The organism is Diaphorobacter sp. JS3051 (genome assembly GCF_015832135.1).
GTDB lineage: Bacteria > Pseudomonadota > Gammaproteobacteria > Burkholderiales > Burkholderiaceae_C > Diaphorobacter > Diaphorobacter nitroreducens.
The window spans coordinates 1,789,264-1,815,092 of record NZ_CP065406.1 but is presented as its reverse complement, the minus strand read 5'-3'; the positions used below and the strand labels follow the sequence as shown (position 1 = coordinate 1,815,092).

General features: G+C 67.9%; 25 protein-coding genes, 1 tRNA gene and 3 pseudogenes. 17 read left to right on the top strand and 12 right to left on the bottom strand.

Going from position 1 to position 25,829, the window contains the following annotated elements:
• Positions 1–56 precede the first annotated feature (56 nt).
• The 15 genes and pseudogenes from I3K84_RS08705 to I3K84_RS08635 all read left to right on the top strand — a co-directional run bounded on the left by I3K84_RS08705 (position 57) and on the right by I3K84_RS08635 (position 13,694).
• Positions 57–635 carry a hypothetical protein gene (locus tag I3K84_RS08705; RefSeq protein WP_012655777.1) on the top strand — a complete coding sequence of 193 codons (579 nt, stop codon included), beginning with the start codon at positions 57–59 and terminating at the stop codon, positions 633–635.
• On the top strand, positions 632–2,197 hold the full coding sequence (gene ubiB, locus I3K84_RS08700; protein ID WP_012655778.1) for a ubiquinone biosynthesis regulatory protein kinase UbiB: 1,566 nt from the start codon (positions 632–634) through the stop codon (positions 2,195–2,197). Before I3K84_RS08705 ends, ubiB begins: the two co-directional genes overlap by 4 nt.
• A gap of 35 nt (positions 2,198–2,232) precedes the next feature.
• On the top strand, positions 2,233–3,684 hold the full coding sequence (locus I3K84_RS08695) for a sodium:solute symporter family protein (RefSeq protein WP_196995918.1): 1,452 nt from the start codon (positions 2,233–2,235) through the stop codon (positions 3,682–3,684).
• Between the two features lie 75 nt (positions 3,685–3,759).
• The gene (locus tag I3K84_RS08690) at positions 3,760–4,032 is read left to right on the top strand and encodes an FmdB family zinc ribbon protein (RefSeq protein WP_172206375.1); all 273 of its coding nucleotides are present in this window, start codon (positions 3,760–3,762) and stop codon (positions 4,030–4,032) included.
• A gap of 15 nt (positions 4,033–4,047) precedes the next feature.
• Positions 4,048–4,671 carry a DUF502 domain-containing protein gene (locus I3K84_RS08685; RefSeq protein WP_011804317.1) on the top strand — a complete coding sequence of 208 codons (624 nt, stop codon included), beginning with the start codon at positions 4,048–4,050 and terminating at the stop codon, positions 4,669–4,671.
• A gap of 92 nt (positions 4,672–4,763) precedes the next feature.
• Positions 4,764–6,575 carry an aspartate--tRNA ligase gene (aspS, locus tag I3K84_RS08680; protein ID WP_011804318.1) on the top strand — a complete coding sequence of 604 codons (1,812 nt, stop codon included), beginning with the start codon at positions 4,764–4,766 and terminating at the stop codon, positions 6,573–6,575.
• Positions 6,576–6,671: 96 nt separating this feature from the next.
• Positions 6,672–7,475 (top strand): curli production assembly/transport component CsgG, encoded by an 804-nt coding sequence (locus I3K84_RS08675; RefSeq protein WP_172206377.1) that lies wholly within the window; start codon positions 6,672–6,674, stop codon positions 7,473–7,475.
• A 28-nt stretch (positions 7,476–7,503) separates the two neighbouring features.
• Positions 7,504–7,956, top strand: a complete 453-nt coding sequence (gene nudB / locus I3K84_RS08670; protein ID WP_196995917.1) for a dihydroneopterin triphosphate diphosphatase — start codon at positions 7,504–7,506, stop codon at positions 7,954–7,956.
• Positions 7,953–8,720, top strand: coding sequence for an endonuclease/exonuclease/phosphatase family protein (locus tag I3K84_RS08665; RefSeq protein WP_011804321.1), 768 nt, complete (start codon positions 7,953–7,955; stop codon positions 8,718–8,720). The genes nudB and I3K84_RS08665 overlap by 4 nt, the downstream gene beginning before the upstream one ends.
• A 4-nt stretch (positions 8,721–8,724) precedes the next feature.
• Entirely contained in the window at positions 8,725–9,954 is a 1,230-nt protein-coding gene (clsB, locus tag I3K84_RS08660) for a cardiolipin synthase ClsB (RefSeq protein ID WP_196995916.1), read from the top strand.
• A 127-nt stretch (positions 9,955–10,081) separates the two neighbouring features.
• Complete coding sequence (folE, locus tag I3K84_RS08655) at positions 10,082–10,807, top strand: GTP cyclohydrolase I (protein ID WP_011804323.1); 726 nt, start codon at positions 10,082–10,084, stop codon at positions 10,805–10,807.
• Between the two features lie 3 nt (positions 10,808–10,810).
• Positions 10,811–11,232: pseudogene (locus I3K84_RS08650) on the top strand (BLUF domain-containing protein).
• A gap of 220 nt (positions 11,233–11,452) precedes the next feature.
• Positions 11,453–12,022 (top strand): annotated as a pseudogene (locus tag I3K84_RS08645) (SMR family transporter); the annotation flags it as partial.
• A 268-nt stretch (positions 12,023–12,290) separates the two neighbouring features.
• A pseudogene (locus tag I3K84_RS08640) lies at positions 12,291–12,602 on the top strand (EamA family transporter); the annotation flags it as partial.
• Between the two features lie 273 nt (positions 12,603–12,875).
• Entirely contained in the window at positions 12,876–13,694 is an 819-nt protein-coding gene (locus I3K84_RS08635; RefSeq protein WP_172206381.1) for a DUF429 domain-containing protein, read from the top strand.
• On the opposite strand, the gene I3K84_RS08630 is transcribed toward I3K84_RS08635, so the two are convergent.
• Both I3K84_RS08630 and I3K84_RS08625 read right to left on the bottom strand, forming a co-directional pair.
• A complete protein-coding gene (locus I3K84_RS08630) occupies positions 13,684–14,370 on the bottom strand; it encodes a hypothetical protein (RefSeq protein WP_196995915.1) in 687 nt (228 codons plus the stop codon). The genes I3K84_RS08635 and I3K84_RS08630 overlap by 11 nt on opposite strands.
• Before the next feature lie 74 nt (positions 14,371–14,444).
• Positions 14,445–15,056, bottom strand: coding sequence for a hypothetical protein (locus I3K84_RS08625; protein WP_047349991.1), 612 nt, complete (start codon positions 15,054–15,056; stop codon positions 14,445–14,447).
• A gap of 129 nt (positions 15,057–15,185) precedes the next feature.
• Between I3K84_RS08625 and I3K84_RS08620 the strand changes: the two genes are divergently transcribed.
• Positions 15,186–15,842, top strand: a complete 657-nt coding sequence (locus I3K84_RS08620; RefSeq protein WP_196995914.1) for a LysE family translocator — start codon at positions 15,186–15,188, stop codon at positions 15,840–15,842.
• A 66-nt stretch (positions 15,843–15,908) separates the two neighbouring features.
• Here the strand turns inward: I3K84_RS08620 and I3K84_RS08615 are convergent, their stop codons facing one another.
• The 6 genes from I3K84_RS08615 to I3K84_RS08590 all read right to left on the bottom strand — a co-directional run bounded on the left by I3K84_RS08615 (position 15,909) and on the right by I3K84_RS08590 (position 22,693).
• Entirely contained in the window at positions 15,909–17,312 is a 1,404-nt protein-coding gene (locus I3K84_RS08615) for an amidase (protein WP_196995913.1), read from the bottom strand.
• A 102-nt stretch (positions 17,313–17,414) separates the two neighbouring features.
• A complete protein-coding gene (locus I3K84_RS08610; protein ID WP_103737769.1) occupies positions 17,415–18,905 on the bottom strand; it encodes an ABC transporter substrate-binding protein in 1,491 nt (496 codons plus the stop codon).
• Positions 18,906–19,003: 98 nt separating this feature from the next.
• On the bottom strand, positions 19,004–19,861 hold the full coding sequence (locus I3K84_RS08605; RefSeq protein ID WP_196995912.1) for an ATP-binding cassette domain-containing protein: 858 nt from the start codon (positions 19,859–19,861) through the stop codon (positions 19,004–19,006).
• Positions 19,858–20,862, bottom strand: coding sequence for an ABC transporter ATP-binding protein (locus I3K84_RS08600; RefSeq protein WP_196995911.1), 1,005 nt, complete (start codon positions 20,860–20,862; stop codon positions 19,858–19,860). Before I3K84_RS08600 ends, I3K84_RS08605 begins: the two co-directional genes overlap by 4 nt.
• Complete coding sequence (locus tag I3K84_RS08595; protein ID WP_011804334.1) at positions 20,859–21,734, bottom strand: ABC transporter permease; 876 nt, start codon at positions 21,732–21,734, stop codon at positions 20,859–20,861. The genes I3K84_RS08600 and I3K84_RS08595 overlap by 4 nt, the downstream gene beginning before the upstream one ends.
• Positions 21,731–22,693 (bottom strand): ABC transporter permease, encoded by a 963-nt coding sequence (locus I3K84_RS08590; RefSeq protein WP_012655792.1) that lies wholly within the window; start codon positions 22,691–22,693, stop codon positions 21,731–21,733. Before I3K84_RS08590 ends, I3K84_RS08595 begins: the two co-directional genes overlap by 4 nt.
• Positions 22,694–22,868: 175 nt before the next feature.
• On the opposite strand from I3K84_RS08590, the gene I3K84_RS08585 reads away from it, so the two are divergent.
• Positions 22,869–23,126, top strand: a complete 258-nt coding sequence (locus tag I3K84_RS08585; protein WP_011804336.1) for a YfhL family 4Fe-4S dicluster ferredoxin — start codon at positions 22,869–22,871, stop codon at positions 23,124–23,126.
• Positions 23,127–23,189: 63 nt separating this feature from the next.
• Here the strand turns inward: I3K84_RS08585 and pth are convergent, their stop codons facing one another.
• The 4 genes from pth to I3K84_RS08565 all read right to left on the bottom strand — a co-directional run bounded on the left by pth (position 23,190) and on the right by I3K84_RS08565 (position 25,829).
• Complete coding sequence (gene pth, locus I3K84_RS08580) at positions 23,190–23,825, bottom strand: aminoacyl-tRNA hydrolase (protein ID WP_047349997.1); 636 nt, start codon at positions 23,823–23,825, stop codon at positions 23,190–23,192.
• A gap of 134 nt (positions 23,826–23,959) precedes the next feature.
• Positions 23,960–24,586, bottom strand: coding sequence for a 50S ribosomal protein L25/general stress protein Ctc (locus I3K84_RS08575; RefSeq protein ID WP_011804338.1), 627 nt, complete (start codon positions 24,584–24,586; stop codon positions 23,960–23,962).
• A gap of 153 nt (positions 24,587–24,739) precedes the next feature.
• A complete protein-coding gene (locus I3K84_RS08570; protein ID WP_011804339.1) occupies positions 24,740–25,705 on the bottom strand; it encodes a ribose-phosphate pyrophosphokinase in 966 nt (321 codons plus the stop codon).
• Between the two features lie 47 nt (positions 25,706–25,752).
• Positions 25,753–25,829, bottom strand: a tRNA-Gln gene (locus I3K84_RS08565).

Here is a 25,829-nt window from a genome sequence, read left to right as displayed (position 1 = left end):
GCGCACGGCGAAAAAGCCTGCTGCGCTGCGCCCAGTTCGGGGAATAATCGGGGACTATGGCAACACGGTCCCCTTTTTCTTTCCTGGACGGGCTCTTCGAACGCGTCATGTCTGGCCCCCTGCCGCCCGCGTGGCTGGTGCATGAGGTGCAGCACCGCACGGTGCTGTTCCTCAACCATGTGCTGATGCAGGAGCGGGAAGCCATGGACCGTCTGGCACGCCAGCGCGGCCGCGTCGCGCGCGTGCAGTGGCGCATCTTCTCGATGGCGCTGCAGGTGACGCCCGCCGGGCTGTTCGATCTCGCGCCTGCAGAGGCCGTGGCCGACCTCCGGCTGGAAGTGTCCGAGACCTCCCCGCTGTCGCTGGCCGGCAGTGCGCTGCGCGGCGACAAGCCCACCATCCGCATCGAAGGCGACGTGCAGTTCGCGGCCGAGATCAATTGGCTGGTGGACCATGTGCGCTGGGATGTCGAGGAAGACATGGCGCGCGTGATCGGCGATGCCCCGGCCCGCGCTGTGGCATCCGTCGTGGGACGCGCCGTGCAGGCGTTGCGCAGCTTCGTGGGCGCACGCGTGCCCGGCGGCCAGGCGCCCGCGCCCGCAGCGGGCGAGTTGCCGGATCGCTCCCCGCCATGAGCCGCTTTGCCCGCGGCATCACCATCGTCTGGGTGGTGCTGCGCTATGGACTCGACGAACTGGTGCTGTCGACCTTCCGGCAGCCGTGGCTGCGCGCCGTCACGCGGGTCATCACCTTCGGCCGCAAGCTGGACGCGCCGCGCGGCCAGCGGCTGCGCGAGGCCTTGGAGAGCCTGGGTCCGATTTTCGTGAAGTTCGGGCAGGTCCTGTCCACGCGCCGCGACCTCATGCCGCCGGACATTGCGGACGAGCTGGCGCTGCTGCAGGATCGTGTGCCGCCGTTCGACCCTGATGTGGCGATCGCCACCATCGAGCGCGCATTTCGCCGCCCGATCGGCGAGGTGTTCGTCTCGTTCGACCGGCAGCCCGTGGCCAGCGCGTCCATCGCGCAGGTGCACTTCGCGGTGATCCGTGACCGCCAAGGGCACGCGCGTGAAGTCGCCGTGAAGGTGCTGCGCCCCGGGATGCTGCCGGTGATCGACAAGGATTTGGCGCTCATGCGCATGATGGCCGGGTGGGTGGAAAGCCTGTCCGCCGACGGCAAGCGCCTCAAGCCCCGCGAGGTCGTGGCCGAGTTCGACAACTACCTGCACGACGAACTCGACCTGGTGCGCGAGGCGGCCAACGCGGCGCAGCTGCGCCGCAACATGCAGGGGCTGGATCTGGTGCTCATCCCGGAGGTGTTCTGGGATTTCTGCCATGCCGAAGTGTTGGTGATGGAGCGCATGAAGGGCGTGCCCATCAACCAGGTGGAGCGCCTGCGCAGCGCGGGTGTGGACATTCCCAAGCTGGCCCGCGACGGCGTGACCATCTTCTTCACCCAGGTGTTCCGCGACGGGTTCTTTCATGCCGACATGCATCCCGGCAACATCCAGGTGAGCCTGGCGCCCGAGACCTTCGGCCGCTACATCTCGCTGGACTTTGGCATCGTCGGGACGCTGACCGAGTTCGACAAGGAATACCTTGCGCAGAACTTCACGGCTTTTTTCAGGCGCGACTACAAGCGCGTGGCCGAACTGCACATCGAAAGCGGTTGGGTTCCCGCCCATACCCGCGTGAACGAACTGGAAGCCGCTATCCGCACCGTGTGCGAGCCGTATTTCGACCGGCCGCTCAAGGAAATCTCTTTGGGCATGGTGCTGCTGCGGCTGTTCCAGACCTCGCGGCGCTTCCAGGTGGAGATCCAGCCGCAGCTGGTGCTGCTGCAAAAAACCTTGCTCAACATCGAAGGGTTGGGCCGGCAGTTGGACCCCGACCTGGACCTGTGGAGCACGGCCAAGCCCTTCCTGGAGAAGTGGATGCTCGATCAGCTGGGTCCCCAACGCCTGTGGCGCGAGCTGCGTGCCGAGGCGCCGCACTACGCCAAGATCCTGCCCGACCTGCCACGCCTGCTCCACGACTTCCTGCGCCAGCGGCCCCATGACAACCGGGGCGATCTGCAGGAACTGCTGGCCACCCAGAAGCGCACCAACCGGCTGCTGCAAAGCATCATCTATGGCGGCCTGGGCTTCGTGCTGGGGCTGCTGGTCATGCAGCTCTTCGTGCGCGTGCGCATCTTCTAACTTCCTTCCCTCTCTCATTCCTCAGGAGTACCAGCGTGTTGCTCTTCATGGTGATTGCCTACCTGTTTGTCACCATCGGCATTGGCTTGTGGGCTGCCCAACGGGTGAAGAACACGGCTGATTTCGCGATTGCCGGGCGCCACCTGCCCATGTACATGATCATCACCACCACGTTCGCCACGTGGTTCGGCTCCGAGATCGTGCTGGGCGTGCCCGCCAAGTTCATCGAAGGGGGGCTCAAGGCCGTGGTGGAAGACCCGTTTGGCGCCGGCATGTGCTTGATTCTGGTGGGGTTGTTCTTCGCGGCCAAGCTCTACCGCATGACACTGCTGACCATCAGCGACTACTACCGCGAGCGCTACGGCCGCGCAGTGGAGGTGATCTGCTCGCTCATCATCATGCTCAGCTACCTGGGCTGGGTGTCGGCGCAGGTCACGGCGCTGGGGCTGGTGTTCAACCTGCTGTCCGGCGGTGCGGTGAGCATCCCCATGGGCATGGCCATCGGCGTGCTGTCCATCCTGGTCTACACGCTGTGGGGTGGCATGTGGTCGGTGGCGGTGACCGATTTCATCCAGATGATCATTCTGGTGGTCGGCCTGGTGGTGCTGGCCTGGTTTGCCAGCGACATGGCGGGGGGCGCGGGCAAGGTGATCGAACTGGCGACGAGCCGCGATCTGTTCCAGTTCTGGCCGGAACCGACCTGGCACGAAATCATTTTCTTCTTCGGTGCGGCCATCACCATGATGCTGGGCTCCATCCCGCAGCAGGACGTTTTCCAGCGTGTGATGTCCGCCAATTCCGAGCGTGCAGCCACGCATGGCACGGTGATTGGCGGAACGGCCTATATCCTCTTTGCCTTCGTTCCCATGTTCCTAGTGGCGAGCGCGCTGCTCATCATGCCGCAGGAGACCGCGGAGCTGCTCAAGGACGATCCCCAGAAGGTGCTGCCCACGCTGGTGATGGACAAGATGCCCATGGTCATGCAGGTGCTGTTCTTTGGCGCGCTCTTGTCGGCCATCAAGTCCTGCGCCTCGGCCACACTGCTGGCGCCCAGCGTCACGTTCACCGAGAACATCTGGCGGCAGTTCCGCCCTGAAAAGATCAGCGACCGCGAGAACCTGCTGGCCATGCGCATCAGTGTGCTGGTGTTCGCGGTGGGTGTGCTGGCCTATTCCATCAAGATGGAAGGCACGCCCATTTACGAGCTGGTGTCCAGCGCCTACCAAGTGCCGCTGGTGGGGGCGTTCGTGCCGCTGGTATTCGGCCTGTATTGGAAGCGTGCCAACACGCAAGGCGCGCTGTGCGCGGTGGCGCTGGGCATTGGCGTGTGGCTGGTGTTCATGGTCACCCCCGCGCTGCATGAGGCGTTCCCCCAGCAACTCGCCGGCCTGCTGGCCGCCATGGTCGGCATGGTGGCCGGTTCGCTTGCACCGCAGGTGGTGCGCAATTCGCATGCGCCGCACCACCGGGTGGTGGGGGTGGAGTGACGCACGGGCGCGCGGTGCGGCCTGGGGTGCATGCCTATAATTGAAGGTTTTGCACATTCTTCGCACTTCTTCGTAATGCCTATTTACGCCTATCGATGCGGTTCCTGCGGCCAGGCCAAGGACGTGCTGCAAAAAATCTCCGACGCGCCGCTCACCGTCTGCCCGTCCTGCGGTGCGCCGGCTTTTTCCAAGCAGCTGACGGCCGCGGGCTTTCAACTCAAGGGCACGGGCTGGTATGCCACCGATTTCAGCGGCCGTGCCAGTGCGCCTGCTGCGGCATCGGACGCTCCTAAAACAGAAGCTGCCAGCGCTGCTCCAGCAAGCGCTGCGGCCACTTCTGACTTTTAACCTCGGATAACTCGCATGGCTGCCTTGCGCAAGTGGCTGTTCACGGGTCTGCTGGTCATCGTGCCCGGCGTCATCACCGCATGGGTGTTGAGCTGGATCGTGAGCACCCTGGATCAGACCCTCGCCATCCTGCCGGGCTCCTGGCAGCCGGACAAACTGCTGGGCTTTCACATCCCGGGCTTCGGGGTGTTGCTCACGCTCAGCATCCTGCTGGTAGTGGGGGCCTTGGCGAGCAACTTTGCGGGGCGCAAGCTGGTGGAGTGGGGCGACCGTCTGGTCAGCCGCATTCCCGTGGTGCGTTCGATCTACTCCAGTGTCAAGCAGGTTTCCGACACGCTGTTCTCTGAAAGCGGCAACGCCTTTCGCACCGCCGTGCTGGTGCAGTGGCCGCGCGAGGGGGTGTGGACGGTGGCCTTCATCACCGGCGCGCCCAGCGGCGAGGTGGCGGCTTACCTGCGTGACGAGTATGTGAGCGTTTACGTGCCCACCACGCCCAATCCCACGGGCGGGTACTTCGTGCTCATGCGCAGGAGCGACTGCATCGAGCTGGACATGAGCATCGATGCGGCCCTCAAGTACATTGTGTCGATGGGGGTGGTGTCGCCACCCGACCCCGTTGCCACGGAACCCGCTCCATAAGAAAACCGTCGTCGCCCGCCCGTGCCTGTGCGCCGAGTGGGTGGAAAGAACAACCATCGTCGCGTCCCACGAGGACGCAGGAAGACTGATCCATGGCCATGCGCTCCCACTACTGCGGTCTTGTGACCGAAGCCCTCCTGGGCCAAACCGTCACCCTGTCGGGCTGGGTGAACCGTCGCCGCGACCATGGCGGCGTGATCTTCATCGACCTGCGCGACCGCGAAGGCTATGTGCAGGTGGTCTGCGACCCTGATCGTCCCGAGATGTTCAAGGTGGCCGAGGACGTCCGCAACGAGTTCTGCGTGCAGGTCAAGGGGTTGGTGCGCGCGCGTCCCGAAGGCACGACCAACGACAGCCTCAAGAGCGGCAAGATCGAGGTGTTGTGCCAGGAGCTCAACGTCCTGAACCCGTCCGTGACGCCGCCCTTCCAGATGGACGACGACAACCTGTCGGAAACCACGCGCCTCACGCACCGCGTGATGGACCTGCGCCGCCCGTACATGCAGCGCAACATGATGCTGCGCTACAAGACGGCCATCCAGGTGCGTAACTTCCTGGACAAGGAAGGCTTCATCGACATCGAAACACCCATGCTGGGCAAGAGCACGCCCGAGGGAGCGCGCGACTACCTCGTGCCCAGCCGCGTGCACGACGGTCAGTTCTTCGCGCTGCCGCAGTCGCCCCAGCTCTACAAGCAGATGCTGATGGTGGCCGGCTACGACCGCTACTACCAGATCACCAAGTGCTTCCGCGACGAGGATCTGCGCGCCGACCGCCAGCCCGAGTTCACGCAGATCGACTGCGAGACCTCGTTCCTGAATGAGGAAGAGATCCGCGCCATCTTCCAGCGCATGATCAAGGAAGTGTTCCAGCAGCAATTGGGCGTGGACCTGGGCGAATTCCCCACCATGACCTACCAGGAAGCAGCGCACCGTTTCGGCTCCGACAAGCCTGACCTGCGCGTGAAGCTCGAATTCACCGAGCTGACCGATGTCATGAAGGACGTGGACTTCAAGGTCTTCTCCGGCGCCGCCAACATGAAGGGCGGCCGTGTGGTGGCCCTGCGCGTGCCCGGTGGCGCCCGTGAAGAGGGCGGCCTGTCGCGCGGCGAGATCGACGGCTATACCGAGTTCGTGAAGATCTACGGCGCCAAGGGTCTGGCTTACATCAAGGTCAACGACAAGGCCAAGGGCCGTGACGGCCTGCAGTCGCCCATCGTCAAGAACATCCATGACGCCGCACTGGCCGAAGTGCTCCAGCGCACGGGCGCGCAGGACGGCGACCTGCTGTTCTTTGGCGCCGACAAGGAAAAGATCGTCAACGACGCCATCGGCGCACTGCGCCTGAAGGTCGGCCACAGCGAATTCGGCAAGAAGAATGGTCTGTTCGAGAACCGCTGGGCGCCGCTGTGGGTGGTGGACTTTCCCATGTTCGAGCATGACGAGGAAGAAGACCGCTGGGTGGCCGTGCACCACCCCTTCACGTCGCCGAAGGACGGCCATGAGAACCTCATGGACACCGACCCCGGCAAGTGCATTGCGAAGGCCTACGACATGGTGCTGAACGGCTGGGAGCTGGGCGGCGGCTCGGTGCGTATCCACCGCGCTGATGTGCAGGCCAAGGTGTTTGCGGCGCTCAATATCGGCCCGGAAGACCAGCGCGCCAAGTTCGGCTACCTGCTGGACGCGTTGCAGTACGGCGCGCCTCCGCACGGCGGCCTGGCCTTCGGCCTGGACCGCCTGATCACGCTGATGACGGGAGCCGAGTCCATCCGCGACGTGATCGCCTTCCCCAAGACCCAGCGCGCCCAGGATCTGCTGACCCAGGCCCCTTCGCCTGTGGACGAAAAGCAGCTGCGCGAACTGCACATCCGCCTGCGCAACCCGCTGCCTGCAGCCCACTGAGGAGCGCGCGGGCTCCGACACCTAAGCGGCAGGCGCGTTCACGTGCCTGCCGTTTTTGTTTGCCATAACGTGTCCACAGGCTCTTGGAGGGAGACCATGCGCATGCTGTTTCGACGGCTGTCCCATACCGGTTTGCTGCTGTGCGTGGCGCTGGGGGTATCGGCTTGCGGCGAGAAGAAAACCGAGCTGGGCGAAGGCGGTTCGGTGGTCGCTGGCTCGGCCGGGCCCCAGGGCCCGCGCAACGCCGCGCGCGAGCTGCTGCGCTGCGACAGCCCCGTGGCCACCGTGGCGCTGGCCGAGAGTCCCCACGGCTATGCCACGGGTGGTTACAACCTGCCCACCTCGCCCGTGCCCCTGATCAAGCTCATGGTGCAACAAAGCGGCTGCTTTCGCGTGATGGATCGTGGCGCGGGGCTGCGTGGTACGGTACAGGAGAGCGAATTGCGTGAATCGGGCGTGCTGCGCCCCAACTCGACCGTGGCCAAGGGGCGCGGCTATGAGGCGCAGTACACGCTCACTCCCAGCCTGACCTTCAGCGAAAGCGATGCCGGGCGCGGCCTGGCGGGCATCATGGGCATGATTCCGGTGCTGCGCGACCTGGCCGGCCTGATCGGCCTGGCCGAGCAGGTGAAGTTCAAGGAGGCGCAGACGGCGCTACTGCTGTCGGATAACGAAACCACCGAACAGGTGGCTGCCGCCACGGGCGCGGCCCGCACCACCGATCTGGGCATCGGCGGCATCATGATCGGGCGGCTGGGGGGTGCATCCGGGGCAGGTTGGAGCAACACCAACGAAGCCAAGGTGGTTGCCGCCGCCTTCCTGGATACGCACAACGCCCTGGTGGAGCAGGTGCGGGCGCTGCAAGCCAAGCCCCTGCCGCCGCCGGTGCCGAGCCGCTAGCGCAGCGCGCGTGCACAGGGACGGCGCCATGTACAAAATTCCCGAATCCGTGCTGGTGGTGGTGCACACGCTTGCGCTGGACGTGCTGCTGCTGCGCCGTGCCGACTCGGCCGAAGATTTCTGGCAATCGGTCACCGGCAGCAAGGATTTTGCGGGCGAGGACTGGGCCGTCACCGCCGCGCGCGAGGTGGCGGAGGAAACCGGCATCCAGGCGGCCGCTGCGGGCTGCGCGCTGCGCGACTGGGGCATGGAGAACATCTACACCATCTACCCGCAGTGGCGGCACCGCTACGCGCCGGGTGTTTGCCTGAATACCGAGCGTGTCTTCGGCCTGTGCGTGCCGGCGCAAACGTCAGTGGCCTTGAATCCGCGTGAACACACGGCATATGCTTGGATGGGCTGGCGCGAAGCCGCGGACCGCTGCTACTCGCCTTCCAATGCCGAGGCCATACTCTGGCTGCCACGATTCGCTGGACGATGACCGCAACACCGATCGAACTGCCTGCCGAGCATTCCGGCATCCTGCGCGTAGCGACCTACAACATCCACAAGGGTGTGCAGGGGCTGGGCCCCGCGCGCCGGCTGGAGATCCACAATCTGGGCCTGGCGGTCGAGCAGCTCGATGCAGACATCGTCTGCCTGCAGGAGGTGCGCAGGATGAACCGCAAGGAGGCCAGCTACTTCGAGCGTTGGCCCCATGTGCCGCAGGCCGAGTACCTGGCCCCCGAAGGTTACGAAGCCATCTACCGCACCAATGCCTTCACGCGCCACGGAGAGCACGGCAACGCGCTGCTCACGCGCTGGCCGGTGATCGGCCACCAGCACGAGGACATCTCCGACCATCGCTTCGAGCAGCGCGGCCTGCTGCATGTGGAGGTGGAGATACAGGGCCGCCGGGTGCATGCCATCGTGGTGCACCTGGGCCTGGTGCCCGGCAGCCGCATCCGCCAGGTGGCGCAGCTGCAGCGCTTCATCGCGCGCGAGGTGCCCGAGGATGCCCCGCTGGTCGTTGCGGGCGACTTCAACGACTGGGGGCTGCAGATCAAGCGCATGCTTGCGGGCTTCGGGCTCTTCGAGTACGACGATGCGCCCCAGGCCTTCACCTACCCCGCCCGCCTGCCCATGGTGCAGCTGGACCATGTGTACGTGCGGGGCCTCACCCCGCTGGGGCTGCAGGTGCCACGTGGGCGGATCTGGTGGCGCATGTCGGACCATTTGCCGCTGATCGCAGAGTTCAAGCTCTGACTCCATGGTCGCCCCCACGCGCGCGCACGCTACCGGCCGAGACCACCAGATCCAGCTGCTGCAGGGCACGCAGGAGTTGTTCCCGGCGCTGATCGCCGAGATGGATGCGGCGCTGTCCGATATCCAGTTCGAGACCTACATCTTTGACTGCACCGGCGCGGGCGCCGACGTGGCCGAGGCGCTGATGCGCGCAGCCCGGCGCGGCGTGCGCGTGCACCTGGCGCTGGACGGCGTGGGCACGGGGCGGCTGCCCGAGCCCTGGCGCACCCGCATGGTGCAGGCCGGCGTGCACGTGCAGGTGTATTCGCCGCTCGGCCCGCTGGGCCTGCTGCTGCCGATGCGCTGGCGCCGGCTGCACCGCAAGCTGTGCGTGGTGGATGGCTGCGTGCTGTTCTGCGGCGGCATCAACGTGCTGGACGACTTCCACGACCCCAACCACGGCGCGCTCACCGCGCCGCGCTTTGACTTTGCCGTGCGCGCCGAGGGCAGCCTGGTGCAGCAGGCCAGCGAGACCATGGAGCAACTGTGGTGGCGCATGCGCGCGGTGCGCGACGTACGCCAGCGCCGCCTGTCGCTGGCGCTGGCCGACCTGCGCGCCGCCAGCGCCGCACGCCTGGCGGCGCGGCGCGCCGAGAGCCGTGCGCGGGGCATGCGCGCCGAGCTGGTGCTGCGCGACAACGTGCGCAACCGTGCACGCATCGAGCGCGCCTACCTGCGCGCCATTGCCCGCGCGCGGCATGAGGTCATCATCGCCAACGCCTACTTCGTGCCCGGTGGCAAGCTGCGCCGCGCGCTGGTGCTGGCGGCGCGGCGCGGCGTGCGCGTACAGCTGCTGCTGCAGGGGCGGTACGAATACTTCATGCAATACCACGCAGCGCGGCCGGTGTACGGCACGCTGCTGGCGGCGGGCGTGGAGATTCATGAATACGCGCCCAGCTTCCTGCACGCCAAGGTGGCGGTGATCGACGCGGACAGCCGCCGCGCCTGGGCCACGGTGGGCTCGTCCAACCTGGACCCGCTGTCGCTGCTGCTGGCGCGCGAGGCCAATGTGATCGTGCGCGACGCCCCCTTTGCCCAGGACCTGCGCGAGCGGCTGCGCCACGCCATGGCCCACGAGGGCCGCCGGCTTGACCCGCAGCGCTACGCCGAACGCCCCTGGCGCGAGCGCGCGCTGGACCGCATCGCCTTCGGCATCATGCGCGCGGCCCTGTGGGTGACGGGCAACCGCTACTGAATGCCGCGCCCCTGCCGGTGGGAAAATATTGCTATTGTTTGGATAGCTGCTCGCGCTTGCCCCATAAGCGCTAGAGGCATAAAAGGCTTATAAAGCCTGGATCGGCATTCGCTGGTACCATGCCGCCATGTCTTCAGAACCCCCAGCACCCCTGAGCGGCGCCGCGCCCGACGAGGGCACGCCCGTCTCCGTCAAGATTCGCGAACGGCTGAACGCGGCGCGCCGGCGCTTCCATGCCAACGACAACATCGCGGAGTTCATCCAGCCCGGCGAGCTGGAGCGCCTGCTGGACGAGGTCGAGGCCAAGATGCAGGGCGTCCTCGACAGCATGGTGATCGACACAGCGGGCGACCACAACACGCAGGCCACGGCGCGCCGGGTGGCCAAGATGTACCTCAACGAGGTCTTCAAGGGCCGCTACGTGCAGCCGCCGGCGATCACCGAGTTTCCCAACGCCGAGCACCTGAACGAGCTGATGATCGTCGGCCCCGTCACCGTGCGCAGCGCCTGCAGCCACCACTTCTGCCCGGTGATCGGCAAGATCTGGATCGGCGTGCTGCCCAACGAGCACACCAACGTGATCGGTCTGTCCAAGTACGCGCGCCTCGTGGACTGGGTCATGGGGCGTCCCCAGATCCAGGAGGAGGCCGTGGTGCAGCTGGCCGACCTCATCATGGAAAAGACCCAGCCCGACGGGCTGGCCATCGTCATGGAGGCCAGCCACTTCTGCATGTCCTGGCGCGGTGTGCGCGAGATGGACAGCAAGATGATCAACTCGGTGATGCGCGGGGTGTTCCTCACCAACCCCACGCTGCGCCGCGAATTCCTGGCCCTCATTCCCCGAAGGAGCTGACCCATGCTGGTCCGTCTTCTCTACGTCAGCCGTGCCGTCGATACCTCGCCCGAGGCCATCGAGGCCATCCTCACCCAGTCGCGCCAGCACAACCCCGCCAGTGGCATCACGGGCGTGCTGTGCTACGGCGGCGGCATCTTCCTGCAGGCCATCGAAGGCGGCCGCTCGGCCGTCAGCGACCTGTACGGCCACATCCAGCGCGACCCGCGCCACAAGGACGTGGAATTGCTGGCCTTCGAGGAAATCACCGAGCGCCGCTTTGGCGGCTGGACCATGGCCAGGTCAACCTGACCAAGCTCAACCACTCCATCGTGCTCAAGTATTCCGAGCGGCCCGAGTTCGACCCCTATGCAGCCTCGGGCAAGGTGTCGTTCGCGCTGCTCGAAGAACTCATGGCCACGGCCAGCATCATCGGCCGGGCCTGAGGGTGGGCCGCCCCCTGAGCGGCTTGCGCCGCTGTCCCCGACTCCCGCGCGACGTGCGGGACGGGGGCGCCGTCAGTATGGCGGGGCGGTGGGGCCGGTCCAGGCACTTGCTGGGCGGCTCCCGTCTGGCGCATGCCGGTGCCGCCGTGGCGCACTGATGCCGCCGACCACCTCCTGAACGCCGCAGCCGGCCGCGAGGCGCTGCGGCGGCGGGCCCTTCATGTCGCTCAACGCCTTCGCACTCATCCTCCTCGCCGGCCTGATCCACGCCGGCTGGAACATCGCCGCCAAGAAGGCCGGCGGCGATGCGCGTTTCGCCTTCTTCACCTCGGTGCTCATGATGCTGGTGTGGGCACCGCTGGGCTGGTGGCTTGGGCGCGACGCCGTGCCGCTGTGGGGCGCGCGCGAGTGGGCCATCGTGGCCCTGAGCGGCGTGCTGCACGTGCTGTACTACGTGATCCTGCTGCGCGGCTACCGCAAGGCCGACCTCACCGTGGTCTACCCCCTGGCGCGGGGCACGGGGCCGCTGCTGACCGCGCTGGTGGCCGTCACGCTGCTGGGCGAGCGGCTGTCCGCCTGGGGCGTGCTGGGCATCGTGGCGGTGGTGGGCGGCGTTTTTCTGATTGCGGGCGGCCCCGGGCTGTTGCGCGCGGCGCACGACCCCCAGGCGCGCCTGCGTGTGCGCGCGGGCCTGCGCTACGGCGTGCTGACCGGCATCTTCATCGCCAGCTATACCGTGGTGGACGGCTACGCCGTCAAGGCCATGCTGCTGTCGCCCGTGCTGGTGGACTAGGGCCTGTTCACACTATTTTTGCCAGATGCGTTGCGATCAAAAAGGGCCAGGCGCAAGGCGCCAAACGAAGCTGGGGTGCTACCCCAGCGAGGCTTGGCAACGCCGCGAATGGCCCTTTTTGATCGCAACCCGGAGGGAACGGAGTGAAAACCGCGCCATTCGTCGTTGCCCTCCTAGCCAAGGCCCCGGCCTTGGCGTCGTCACGCGCCTAGATTGGCGCGGTTTTCACGCCATTCGCACTGGCAAAAATAGTGTGAACAGGCCCTACATGGGCAACTTCGTGCGCGTGGCAGTGCTCGCCCCCGTGGCCCTGCGCAACCGCGCCGAGACGGCGCGCCTGTGGGCCGGGCAGTGGCGCTTTGCGCTGCTGGTGGCCGTGGTGAGCCCGATCGCCTACGTGCTGGTGCTGTTTGCCATGCAGGAGGCGCCCATGGCCCACGTGGCGCCGGCGCGCGAGGTCTCCATGCTGTTCGCGGCGCTCATCGGCGGGCACCTGCTGGACGAGGGCGACCGCGCCGCGCGCCTGGCGGGGGCGCTGCTGATTGCCGCCGGCGTGGTGGCGCTGGCGCTGGGCTAGGGACTGTTCACACTGTTTTTGCCAGATGCGTTGCGATCAAAAGGGGCCAGGCGCAAGGCGCCAAACGAAGCTGGGGTGTGACCCCAGCGCGGCTTGGCAACGCCGCGAATGTCCCGTTTTGATCGCAACCCGAAGGGACCGGAGTGAGAACCGCGCCACGCGTCCTTGCCCTCCTAGCCAAGGCCCCGGCCTTGGCGTCGTCACGCGCCTAGATTGGCGCGGTTTTCACGCCCTTCGCACTGGCAAAAACAGTGTGAACAGGCTCTGGCTGCAATGCTGCTGGTAGGGTGCGATTTTTCCAGCAGTCCCAGCCGGCGCAAGCCCATCGTGCTGGCGCTGGGCGCGCTGCAGGGCGGCAGCGTGGTGCTGCAAGACCTGCAGCCGCTGGATACGCTCGCCGCCTTCGGCCGATGGCTGGCCGCGCCGCGCGCGTGGGTGGGCGGCTTCGATCTGCCCTTCGGCCTGCCCCGCGAACTCCTCACCGGACTCGGCTGGCCGCTCGAATGGGCGAGCAGCATCGCGCACTACCGCGGCCTCACGCGCGCGCAAGTGCGTGAAACCTTTGCCGCGTTCTGCGCCGCGCGCCCTGCCGGCGCCAAGCTGGCCCACCGCGCCACGGACCGTCCCGCGGGCTCCAGCCCGTCGATGAAATGGGTGAACCCACCCGTGGCCTACATGCTGCACGCGGGCGTGCCGCTGCTGCTGGAGGCCGGCGTGCACCTGCCTGGCCTGCATGCCGGGGACCCGCGGCGCGTGGCGCTGGAGGCCTACCCCGGCCTGCTGGCGCGCGAGCTGATCGGGCGGCGCAGCTACAAGAGCGACGCGCGTGCGCGCCAGACGGCCGACCGGCACGCGGCGCGCACGGAGCTGCTGCGCCGCCTGGAGTGCGGCGACACCCGCCTGGGCCTGCGCCTGACAGTGGATGCCGCGCAGCGCGCGGCACTGCTGGACGACGGCAGCGGCGACCGCCTGGATGCGGTGCTGTGCCTGCTGCAGGCCGCATGGGCATGGCGCTGCCGGCAGCAGGGCGACCTGCGCTACGGCCTGCCGCCCGACATGGACCCGCTGGAGGGCTGGATCGTCACGGCGTAACGTCTGGTCGTGCAGGTGCCGCGTCCAGCTCCACCCAGCCTGCGCCGCATTGCACATGCGCGCCGCCATGCCGTGCCAGGCAGAGCAGCGCAGCGGCATCCAGGGGCGGGACTGGCTGGGACGCGAATGCCGCCAGGCCGGCGTCCGCCTGTCCGTCCGCCTGCACCCGCAGGCCGCTGCGGCCTTGCACGGCCTGCAGCGTGATGCGTGCGGGAGGCGGGGAGCCCGTTTCCGCCAGGTGATAGAGGGCGCCCAGCAGCAGGCACAGGGTGGTGTGTGCTGCGACGGGCGTTTCGGGCAACGGGCCGGGCGCTTGCAGGTCGGAGCCGCGCATGGCCAGCATTGGCCGGGCCAGCTGAACCGCCTGGGCGGCCACGGCCGCCAGGGGCTGAGCGCTGTCCTGCGCGGGCAGGTCCCAATGGCGCAGGCGCTTGGCACTGTCGGCCAGGCGGGTCAGGTGGCCTTCGAACTGCTCCACCCGCTCCACTGCCTGTGCGGCCGGTAACTCGCCCGTGCCGAGCCGGCGTTTGAGCACGGTGGCCGCCATGCGCATGGCCGACAGCGGCCCCGCCAGGTCGTGCCGCACGGCGGGCATGGTGCGCGCAAGGATGGCGCTTTGCACGCCCAGCGCCATCCAGGCCTGGACGGGATCGTTGTCGGTGGGGAGGGTATTCATGGGCTGGCTGATTGGAACCGGGCGCCGGCGCCGGCAGGGTAGGACGGGGGCGCGAGTTGCCGCGCCGCCGCGCTTCAGCGCACTGGGCCGGTCAGGGCGAGGTAGGCGGCGCGCGTTTCCGGCGAAACCGCAGCCACCAACTGGGCGTGCGGCGTCTGGTGGCGCGCCAGCGTGCGGGCCGATGCCACGGTCTTGGACTTGCAGAACCAGTGGCAGGTGTGCTGCATCAGCAGCAGCTCGGCCGTCATGGTGAAGGCCTTGTCGCGCGGCGACAGGCCGGCGTCGTTGCGCGCCACGCGGGCGATGCCGCGCGCGTGCACGTCAATGGCCTCGCGCATGTCGAAGGTGGCGGCGGGCAGCAACTGCGTGGCAAACGGCAGGCCCAGCGCCAGGCGGCTCGCGCGCGCCAGCGGTGCGGGCACGCGGCGGAAGTCGGCGGCAAAGCGTTCAAACTGTTCGCTCAACTGTGCCTCACTGCTGGCCAGCAGGTTCAGCACCTGCTGGCGGCGCTCGGGGTCCTGCTCGCCCATGGCGCGCAGGTAGCCCTGGGTCAGTGTCTCCATGAGCCGTTCGATCTGGTAGGGCTGCAGATGCTGCGCCAGCAGCACGATGCGCCGGCGCTGCTGCTGGGTGTTGAGCATGTAGGCGCCGGTGGCCGCGAGGGCCACCACGAATAAAAGGTCCATGGCAGACAAGTCCGTGAAAAGCGGGCGAAACCGTCGATTGTCGTGCCTGCGGACGCGGCGGCCGTGTGCGCGGTGCAGAATGGTGCGCCGCCGCTCCGGCGGTTCTCTGTCCCACCCTCAGACCGTCCCATGCCCTCGATCGAAACCCTTGTCGCGTTCTTTGGTGTTTCCGTGCTGCTGGCGCTTACGCCAGGGCCCGACAACCTCTTCGTGCTGCTGCAGTCGGCTCAGCGCGGCTGGCGCGCGGGCATGTGCGTGGTGCTGGGGCTGTGCCTGGGGCTGGTGGGGCACACCACGGCCGTGGCGCTGGGACTGGCGGCCGTGTTTGCCGCGTCGGCCGTGGCGTTCACGGTGCTCAAGTTCTGCGGCGCCGCCTATTTGGCCTATCTGGCCTGGGGGGCGTTGCGGGCGCCGGCCAGCGTGCCCGAGGAGGCGCCCGCCACGGGCGCGGCGATGGCGCCGGGCGCCCGCGTGCCCGGTGGTGCACTGCGCATGGTGGGGCGCGGTGTGGTGATGAACCTGACCAACCCCAAGGTGCTGATCTTCTTCCTGGCCTTCCTGCCGCAGTTTGCCGACCCCGCGCGCGGCGGCATGGCGCGGCAGATCCTGGTGCTGGGGGTGGTGTTCATGCTGGCCACGTTCCTGGTGTTCGGGGTCATCGCATGCTTCAGCGGGGCGTTCGGCGCGCTGCTGCAGCGCTCGGCGCGCGCGCAGCGCATGCTCAACCGCGTGGCGGGCCTGGTGTTCCTGGGCCTGGCCGTGCGGCTGGCCACAGCCGAGCGCTGATACTCCACTTTTTATAGCTGCTAGCGCTTGTCTATCAAGCGCTGGAGGCCATTTTGGCTTGTGCCTTCAAGGCGCGGGCGGCGCGGGCCAGGGCCGCTGCGCGCCGCGCAACTGCTCGAAGGCGTGGGCCAGTTGCAGTACGCCCAGGTCGTCAAAGCGCTGTCCGGCAATCTGCAGCCCGATGGGCAGGCCGCTGGCGCTGTAGCCGCAGTTGACCGACGCGGCCGGCTGCTCCGACATGTTGAACGGCACGGTGAAGGCAATGTGCTCCAGCGGCCGCAGCGGGTCGTCGGTGGGCGAGGGAAGCTCGGCCGCGAAGGCGGTGATGGGCGCCACGGGCGAAAGCACGTAGTCGTACCCCGCGCAGGCGCGCACCGTGGCTACGCGCGTGGCATGGAACTGCTGGCTGGCCTCGTACACCTGGGCCGCGCTGAGCGTGGCGGCGCTATCCGCCCAGGCGCGGATGTAGGGCAGCACCTTGCCCCGCTGCTCGACGGTGAGCGTGCGCATGTCCATGTGCGAGCGCATGCGCCAGAAGTGGTCCATGCCGTCCAGCATGGCGCGCGTGAGGAACGGCTCCATGGGCTCGACGATGGCGCCCGCGTCGGCCAGGCGCTGCGCGGCGGCCTGCACGGCGGCGCGCACCTCGGGATCGGTAGCCAGGCCGCAGCCCGCGTCCAGCAGCAGCCCCAGGCGCAGGCCGCGCAGGCGCTGCGTGCCGGGCGCGAGCCGCAGCCAGTCGATGGGCTGTGCTGGCAGGCTCATGCTGTCGCGCGCGTCGGGCTGCGACAGCACCTGCATCATCAGCGCGGCGTCCTCCACGCCGCGCGTCATGGGGCCGGCCGCGCGGCCGGTGTAGGGCGGATCGATGGGAATGCGGCCCAGGCTGGGCTTGAGCGTGAAGATGCCGCACCAGCTGGCCGGCAGGCGCAGCGAGCCGCCGATGTCCGTGCCCACGTGCAGCGGCCCGTAGCCCGCCGCCGCCGCCGCGCCCGCACCGGCGCTGGAGCCGCCCGGGCCCTTGGACAGGTCCCAGGGGTTGCGCGCCAGCGCATGGAAGCTCGACAGCCCCGAGGACAGCATGCCGTAGTCGGGCATGGTGGTCTTGGCCAGCAGTACGGCGCCCGCCTCGCGCAGACGGGCCGCAGGCGGTGCGTCGGCCGCGGCGGGCACCAGCGGCAGCGCCGCGGTGCCCAGCGGTGTGGGATCGCCCTGCGTGGCGATGTTGTCCTTGAGGGTGACCGGCACGCCGTCCAGCGGGCCGCAGGGGGCGCCGCGCAGCCAGCGGGCCTCGCTCTGGCGGGCCTGGGCCAGCGCAGCCTCGGGGCGCAGCAGGTAGGTGGCCTGCAGGTGGGGCTCCCACCGCGCGACATGGCTGAGCACGTCGAGCAACGCGTCCACCGGAGAGATCTGGCGGCTGCGGTAGCCGGCGAGCAGTTCGCTGGCGGACAGCTCGTGCAATTGCGTCATGGCGATCCTTGTGTCATCGCGGAGGCGGTGTGGAGAGAACGGCTGTTCCACCCGGGCGGAAGTGGCCGTGCCGAGGGGCTGGCGCTACCACGCGCCAGCTCCTTATGCCCAGTGCAATGCCGACAGGTCGTTGACGAACACCGGCATGTCCTTCCACAGACCGCGCAATTGCTTGTGGGCCACGGTGACCCATTGCGGCTGGTACAGGAAGGCGTGCACCGCGTCCTCGGCCAGCAGGCGCTGCGCGTCGCCCAGAAGGCGGGCGCGGTCGGCCGGGCGGGTGGCGGTCTTGATCTGCTCGTACAGCTGGTCGAATTTTTCCGAGTGGTAGCCCCAGTAGTAGTCCGGCTTGGCGAAATTGCCCAGGTCGAACGGCTCCACGTGTGAGATCAGCGTCAGGTCGTAGTTCTTGTTGCCGTAGGTGCCGCTGAGCCATTGGGCCCACTCTACGTTCTGCAGCTTGGCAACGATGCCCACCTTGGCGAGCTGTGAGGCAATCAGCTCGCCGCCCTGGCGTGCGTAGGGCGCCGGCGGCAGCGTCATGGTGAGGGTGAGGGGTGTCTTCACGCCGGCCTCGGCCAGCAGGCGCTTGGCCTTCTCCACGTCATGCGGGTTGATGCCCGTGGTGTCCACGTAGCCGAAGGCGCCGGGCACGTAGTGGCTGCCGATGGGCACACCCAGGCCGTCGGCCGCGCCCTGGATGATGGCCTTGCGGTCGATCGCTGCGGCGATGGCGCGGCGCACGCGCACGTCGTTCAAGGGCTTGCGCGCGTTGTTGATCGCGAGGATGGTCTTGGCGCGCGAGCCGCTCACGATGACCTGAAAGCGCGGGTTGTTCTTGAACTGCGCCATGCTGCGCGGCGTGACGCGCGGGAAGGCGTCCACGTCGCCCGCCAGCAGCGCGGCCACCTGCGCCGCCGCATCGGGAATGAAGCGGAACGTGGCGCGGCGGATGCGGATGCTGGACGGCTGGCGCCACCCCGGCCATGCGGCCAGCGTGATGGAGGCGCCGCGGCTCCAGCCGGCGAGCTTGTAGGGCCCCGTGCCCACAGGCTTGGTGGCGTTGGTGGCGGCGCTCTTGGGTTCCACGATGATGGCCGTGGCCTGGCCCAGCACGAACAGCAGGTCGGGGTCGATGTCCTTGTTGAGCACCACCACGGTGTACTCGTCCACCGCCTGCGTGCTCAGGTTGGCAAAGCTGCGCTTGTCCTTGTTGGTGCTCTTGTCGCCGCCCGCGCGGTCGAAGGAGAACTTCACGGCCGCGGCATTGAGCGGCTCGCCGTTGTGAAACGTGACGCCCTTGCGCAGGCGGAAGGTGTAGGTCTTGAGGTCGGGCGAGACCTCCCAGCTCTCGGCCAGCAGCGGCGAGACGCTGCCGTCCGGGTTGATCTTGGTGAGCGTCTCGTAAATGTTGTAGAGCGTGACCTCGGCAATCGAGGACGCCGCGCCGGCCGTGGGGTCCAGCCCCGGCGGCTCCAGGGCGAGGGCCAGGGTCACGGCGTCCTTCTTGCCCTGCGCCAGCGCGTGCAGCGGCGTGGCCAGCGCGGCGGTGGCCAGGGCGCCGGAGGCGAGGGCGGTGCGGCGGGTGAACATGGGCGGGATCTCCTTGGACGGGTGGAATGCGTGCGGCGGGCTGTGCTCTGCTTTTTACTACAGGGCGCGGCCGGGCGTGGCGCGCGGGCGCCGTGCGGCTAGAGCGCGATGCGCGGCACCGCGGCCACCAGCGCCTGCGTGTAGGGGTGTTGCGGCGTGCTGAACAGCGTGTGCGGCGCACCGCGCTCCACCACGCGCCCCTCGTACAGCACCAGCACCTCGTCGCACAGGTGCTGCACCACGGCCAGGTCGTGGCTGATGAGCAGGTAGGTGACGCCCAGGCGCTCCTGCAGGTCCTGCAGCAGGTTCAGCACCTGGGCCTGCACGGACACGTCCAGCGCGCTCACGGGCTCGTCGGCCACGATGAGGCGCGGCCGCGTGATGAGCGCGCGCGCGATGGCGATGCGCTGGCGCTGGCCGCCCGAGAATTCGTGCGGGTACTTGTGGGCATCGCCCGCGCGCAGGCCCACCTGCTGCAGCACGGCGGCGGCCTGCTCGCGCAGTTCGGCGCGTGTGGCGCTTCCCAGGGCCTGCAGCGGCTCGGTGACGATGCGCTCCACCGTCTGGCGCGGGTCCAGCGAGCCGTAGGGGTCCTGGAACACCATCTGGAAGTCGCGCCGTGCGGCGCGCAGCGCGTGCGCGGGCAACCGGTGCAGGTCGCGCCCCAGCAGGTGCACGCTGCCGGCGCTGGGCGTGTCCAGCGCCATCACCAGGCGCGCCAGCGTGGACTTGCCCGAGCCCGATTCGCCCACCACGCCCAGGCTGCGGCCGGTGGTGATGTCCAGGTCCACACCCCGCAGCGCCTGCACCTGCGCGCGCGGCCCCCACGGCCGTGTGCGGGGCAGCGGATAGTCCCGCTGCAGGCCGCGTACGCGCAAAAGGGGTGCATTTGGGTCGAAATGGCCTGTAGCGCTTGTAGGGAAAGCGCTAGCAGCTATTGAATTGATAGTGTTCACGCGCTCTCCCCCAGCCGTATGCAGCGCGCCATGTGGTCCGGGCCCAGCGCCGTGGTGGGCGGCAGGGCGGCGTGGCAGTCGGGCACGGTGAGCGGGCAGCGTCCGGCGAAGGGGCAACCCGGCGGCAGATCGGCCAGGTCGGGCACGGTGCCAGCGATCGTGGGCAGGCGTGCACCGGGCACGCGTGCGGAGCCCCACTGCGGGCGTGCGGCGAACAGGCCGCGGGTGTAGGGATGGGCCTGCGTGCGGAAGACTTCGCGCGTGGGGCCGGCCTCGACCACCGTGCCGCCATACATCACCAGCGTGCGCTGCACGTTCTGCGCGATCACGCCCAGGTCGTGCGAGATGAGGATCAGCGCCATGCCGCGCTCGGCCACCAGACCCTGGATCAACTCCAGGATCTGGCGTTGCAGCGTCACGTCCAGCGCCGTGGTGGGCTCGTCGGCAATCAGGAGCTGCGGCCCGCAGGCCAGCGCCATGGCGATGGTGATGCGCTGGCGCTGCCCGCCCGAGAACTGGTGCGGGTAGGCGTCCAGCCGCTGCGCGGCCTGTGCGATGCCCACACGTTCCAGCAACGCAACGGCCTCGGCGCGCGCCTGCCGGGCGGACAGGCCGCGGTGCAGGCGCAGCGGCTCGGCCACCTGCCGCCCGATGGTGTGCACGGGGTTGAGCGCGGTCATGGGTTCCTGGAACACCATGCCGATGCGGTCGCCGCGCAGCCGGCACCACTGGGGCTCGGTCATCGGCAGCAGTTCCTGCCCGTCCAGGCGGATGCGGCCCTGCACGCGCGCGCCTTCAGGCAGCAGGCCCATGAGCGCGAGCGCGGTAAGGGACTTGCCGCAGCCCGATTCGCCGATCAGCCCCAGCGTGGCGCCGGGCTGCAGGGCGAAGTCCACGTCATGCACGGCGCGCACCGGGCCGCGCGGCGTGCGCAGCGTGATGGCCAGTTGCTGCACGTCCAGCAATGGCGCAGGGGAGGGAGGTGCATGCGCTGGTGTCATCGCTGGCGGGACAGTCGGGGGTCCAGCAGGTCGCGCAGCCCGTCGCCCAGCAGGTTCAGGCCCAGCACCGCCAGCGCAATCGCCACGCCCGGCCACACGGCCAGCAGCGGCGCCTGGAACATGAGGGTCTGGGCCTCGGCCAGCATGCGTCCCCACGACGGTTGCGGGGGCTGCGTGCCCAGGCCCAGGTACGAAAGCGCGGCCTCGGCGAGGATCGCCAGCGCGAACTGGATCGTGGCCTGCACGATGAGCACGGAAGCGATGTTGGGCAACACATGCTCGAAGGTGATGCGCCATGGGCCCTTGCCGCAGGCGCGCGCTGCCAGGATGTATTCACGCGCCCACACCGCCTTGGCCGATGCGCGCGTGACACGGGCAAAGGTCGGTATGTAGAAGATGCCGATGGCGATGATGGCGTTCACCATGCCGGGGCCGAACACGGCCGTGAGCATGATGGCCAGCAGCAGCGCGGGGAACGCGAAGGTGAAGTCCGCCAGGCGCATGACGGCTTCCTCCACCCAGCCGCCGCGCGCCGCTGCCAGCAGCCCGAGCGCGGCGCCCAGCGCCAGGCCGATGCCCACGGCGATCACGCCCACCGCGATGGACGCGCGCGCGCCCACGAGCAGTTGCGAGGCCACGTCGCGCCCGTAGGCGTCGGTGCCCAGCCAGTGCTGCGCGCCGGGGGGCTGCAGGGCGGCATCCATCGCCATCTCATAAGGCGGCCATGGCGTCCAGACGAAGGAGAGCAGGGCGGAGAGCACCAGCGCCAGCGTGAGTACGGCACCGATCGCGCAGCTGGGGTGGCGCAGCGCGCGGCGCCAGAACGCCGGCGTGTGGGGGCTGGGCGCGGGGAAGGTCGGCAGCGCGCTCATAGGCCGCGGGCCTTTACGCGCGGGTCGATGGCCGCGTACAGCAGGTCCACCACGAAGTTCACCACCACCACCATGGCCGCCAGCAGCATCACGCAGTTGCGCACCACCACCAGGTCGCGGTTGGCGATGGACTGGAAGATCAGCCGGCCCAGCCCGGGCAGGTAGAACACGTTCTCCACCACGATGGTGCCGGCCAGCAGGTTGGCGAACTGCAGGCCCATCACCGTCACCACGGGGATCATGGCGTTGCGCAGCACATGGCCCCACAGCGCCGCGCGTTGCGAAAGCCCCTTGGCGCGCGCCGTGCGCACGAAGTCTTCGCGCAGCACGTCCAGCACGGCGGAGCGCGTGATGCGCGCCAGGATGGCGGCCTGCACCACGGCCAGGGCCACGGCGGGCAGCAGCAGGGCCTGCAGCGCGGGCAGCACGCCGCCGCCGGCTTCGGCGCTCCAGCCGGGAAAGCCCCCGGCCGAGAACCATTGCAGCTGTACCGAAAACAGCAGGATCAGCAGGATGGCAAACCAGAAGTTGGGAATGGCAATGCCCAGTTGCGCCAGCCCCATCACTCCCCAGTCGCCCAGGCGGTTGTGGCGCGATGCCGCATACACGCCAGCGGCCAGCGCCAGCGCGGTGGTCAGCAGCATGGCCAGCAGGGCCAGCGGAATGGTCAGCGCCAGGCGCTCGCCGATCAGGTCGGCCACGGGCGCGCTGTAGGCATGGCTGTCCCCTAACTGGCCCGTGAGCAGTCCACCCAGCCACTGCCCATAACGCACGAGCGCGGGTTGGTCCAGGCCCAGCCGGGCGGCGAGCTCGGCCACGGCCTCGGGTGCGGCGTCAGGCCCCAGCAGCACTTCGGCCGCGTTGCCCGGCAGGACCTCCAGCACCACGAACACCACGGCCGACGCGCCCAGCAGCGTGGCGATCAAAGTGGCGAGGCGTTGGAGGAAGAACAGGGCCATGGGAGTGAAGGCCGCGGCGCGCGGCCGGGGCGGTGGTGGACCGAGCATAGGACAAAAACCGCGGGCGCATGGCGGCCATCCCCACGGGGGCACAGGGGTGGGCGGATAATTGCAGGATGCTGTTCACCGCCCGCCTGTCACCGCATTGCGCCATGTGCAGCAAGGGAGTTGCGCCATGGCGTTGATGATCACGGACGAGTGCATCAACTGCGACGTGTGCGAGCCCGAATGCCCCAACGAGGCCATCTTCCTGGGCCAGGAGCATTACGAGATCGAACCCTCCAAGTGCACCGAATGCGTGGGCCATTTCGATGAGCCCCAGTGCGTGGCCATCTGTCCCGTGGCCTGCATTCCGGTCCACCCGGCCCACCAGGAAAGCCGCGAGACGCTGTGGCAGAAGTTCCAGCGCCTGAAGCCACCGAAAGTGGCTTGAATGTGGAGGCTTTTGGGCCGCTAGTGCTTATCTGGTAAGCGCTACCAGCTATCAAAATAATAGTTAATCTGGACCCGCTTGTGGTGCGGCCTGCGCCTGGGCGGGGCGTGTGGGCTTTGGGCGGGGCGGCTTGGTGGTGTGCACGAGAAGCGTGGCCTTGTCCATGTCACCGGCCAGCAGGGCGGGGTAGGCCTTGAGCGAATGCAGGATGCTGTCCTCGATCAGCGTGCGCTGGTCGGGCGCGGGCTTCTTGAGCACCCAGTTCACCACCTCCGCCTTTACGCCGGGGTGGCCGATGCCGATGCGCAGCCGCCAGTAGTCGCTGGTGCCCAGTTGCGCGTGGATGTCACGCAGCCCGTTGTGGCCTGCGTGGCTGCCGCCGCGCTTGAGCTTGGCCTGTCCGGGCGGAATGTCCAATTCGTCGTGTGCGACGAGGATTTCCTCCGGCGGAATCTTGAAGAAGCGCGCAAGGGCCGCCACCGACTTGCCTGAGAGGTTCATGAAGGTCTGCGGCTGCAGCAGCCAGACGCTATGGCCGGCAACGCTGGCGCGCGCGACCAGGCCGTGGTAGCTGCGCTCGGGGAGCAGGGTGACCTTGAGTTCGCGCGCCAGCGCGTCGATCCACCAGAACCCCGCGTTGTGGCGTGTGGCCTCGTACTCCGGGCCGGGGTTGCCCAGGCCCACAAACAGTTTGATCATGTTGCGATTATCCGGCGCGCCTGAAGCGGCGCGACGTGCGCTTGCAGGGGGCCACAAAACGCCAACGGCCCACGCGAGGTGGGCCGTTGAGACGCAAGAGGCCGCCCCTGAGGGCGACGGCCCGGCAGAAGTGCTTACTTCTTGCCCTTCTTGGCGGGTGCGGCTGCGGGTGCTGCGGCTGCGGTCGCGTCGGCCACCACTTCGGGCAGCTTGATCGACACCAGGGCGGGGTTCTTGTTGGAACCACGCACCACGGCCTTCACGCCATGGGGCAGCTTCACGGACTGCAGGCCCATGGTGGACTTGGAGGTCAGGCCGCTCAGGTCCACCTTGATGAACTCGGGCAGTTGCGCGGGCATGCACATCACGTCCAGTTCATGGATCAGCGGGGTCACCGTGCAACCTTCCACCTTTACGGCCTGCGAGCCTTCGACGCCTTCGAAGTGCAGCGGCACCTTCAGGTGCACGCGGGTCTTCTCGTCCACGCGTTGGAAGTCCACGTGCAGCACTTGCTGCTTGAAGGGGTGGTACTGCACGTCACGCAGCAGCACCTTGGTGACTTGGCCGTTCAGCTCCATGTCCAGGATGCTGGAGTGGAACGCTTCCTTCTTGAGGGCGTGCCACAGGGCGTTGTGATCGATCTCGATCAGCTGGGGCTCGGCGGAGCCGCCATAGACGATGCCGGGGGCCTTGCCCGAAATGCGCAGACGGCGGCTCGCACCCGTACCTTGCTTGGCGCGCTCAAAAGCGACGAATTGCATGTTTGAACTCCTGAAGGGGCCGGCCGCGACCAGCCTGGCCCTGTTGATAAAGACCGCACGCCACCATGGCATGGGCCCGCGCTGTCTCCGAACAAGCAAGCCTCCCGAAGGAGGCTTGGGGCTGTGACACCTCCGCCAGCGGCGGAGCGATCATCAAGCCTGGTCGGAGAACAGGCTCATCACCGACTCACCCTTGGCAATGCGCTGGATCGTTTCGGCGATCAGCGGCGCCACGGAGAGCTGGCGAATCTTGGAACACCCCTTGGCGGCATCGCTCAGGGGGATCGTGTTGGTCACCACCACTTCATCGAGGGCCGTGCCTTGCGCGATGCGCTCGATGGCCGGGCCCGAGAAAATGGGATGCGTGCAATAGGCGTAAACGTTCTTGGCGCCGCGTTCCTTGAGCACTTCGGCGGCCTTCACCAGCGTGCCGGCGGTGTCGATCATGTCGTCCATGATCACGCAGTTGCGGCCTTCGATGTCGCCGATCACGTGCATGACTTCCGACACGTTCGCCTTGGGGCGGCGCTTGTCGATGATGGCCAGATCGGTGCCGAGCTGCTTGGCCAGGGCGCGTGCACGCACCACGCCGCCCACGTCCGGGCTCACCACGATCAGGTTCTCGTACTTCTTCTGGTTCAGGTCACCCAGCAGCACCGGCGACGCGTAGATGTTGTCCACCGGAATGTCGAAGAAACCTTGGATCTGATCGGCATGCAGGTCCATGGTCAGCACGCGGGCGACGCCCACTGCCTGCAGCATGTTAGCCACCACCTTGGCGGAGATCGGAACGCGTGTGGAACGCGGACGGCGGTCCTGGCGAGCGTAACCAAAGTAGGGAATCACGGCGCTGATGCGTTCGGCCGAGGCGCGCTTGAGCGCGTCGACCATGATCAGCAGTTCCATCAGGTTCTCGTTGGTCGGCGCGCAGGTCGACTGCACCACGAATACATCGCGGGCGCGGACGTTTTGCTTGATTTCGACGGTGACTTCGCCGTCGGAGAACCGGCCCACATCAATGGCGCCGAGAGTGGTGCCAAGATTTTGAGCGATCTCGGCAGCCAATCCAGGGTTGGCATTGCCCGTGAAAACCACGAAGTCGGGGGGATTGGTTTGCATGAGCGACTCAGCCGTCTGAATTTAAATCCCGTGTGGGAAATAATCTTTGGCAGGGGAGGAAGGACTCGAACCCTCGCATGCCGGAATCAAAATCCGGTGCCTTAACCAACTTGGCGACTCCCCT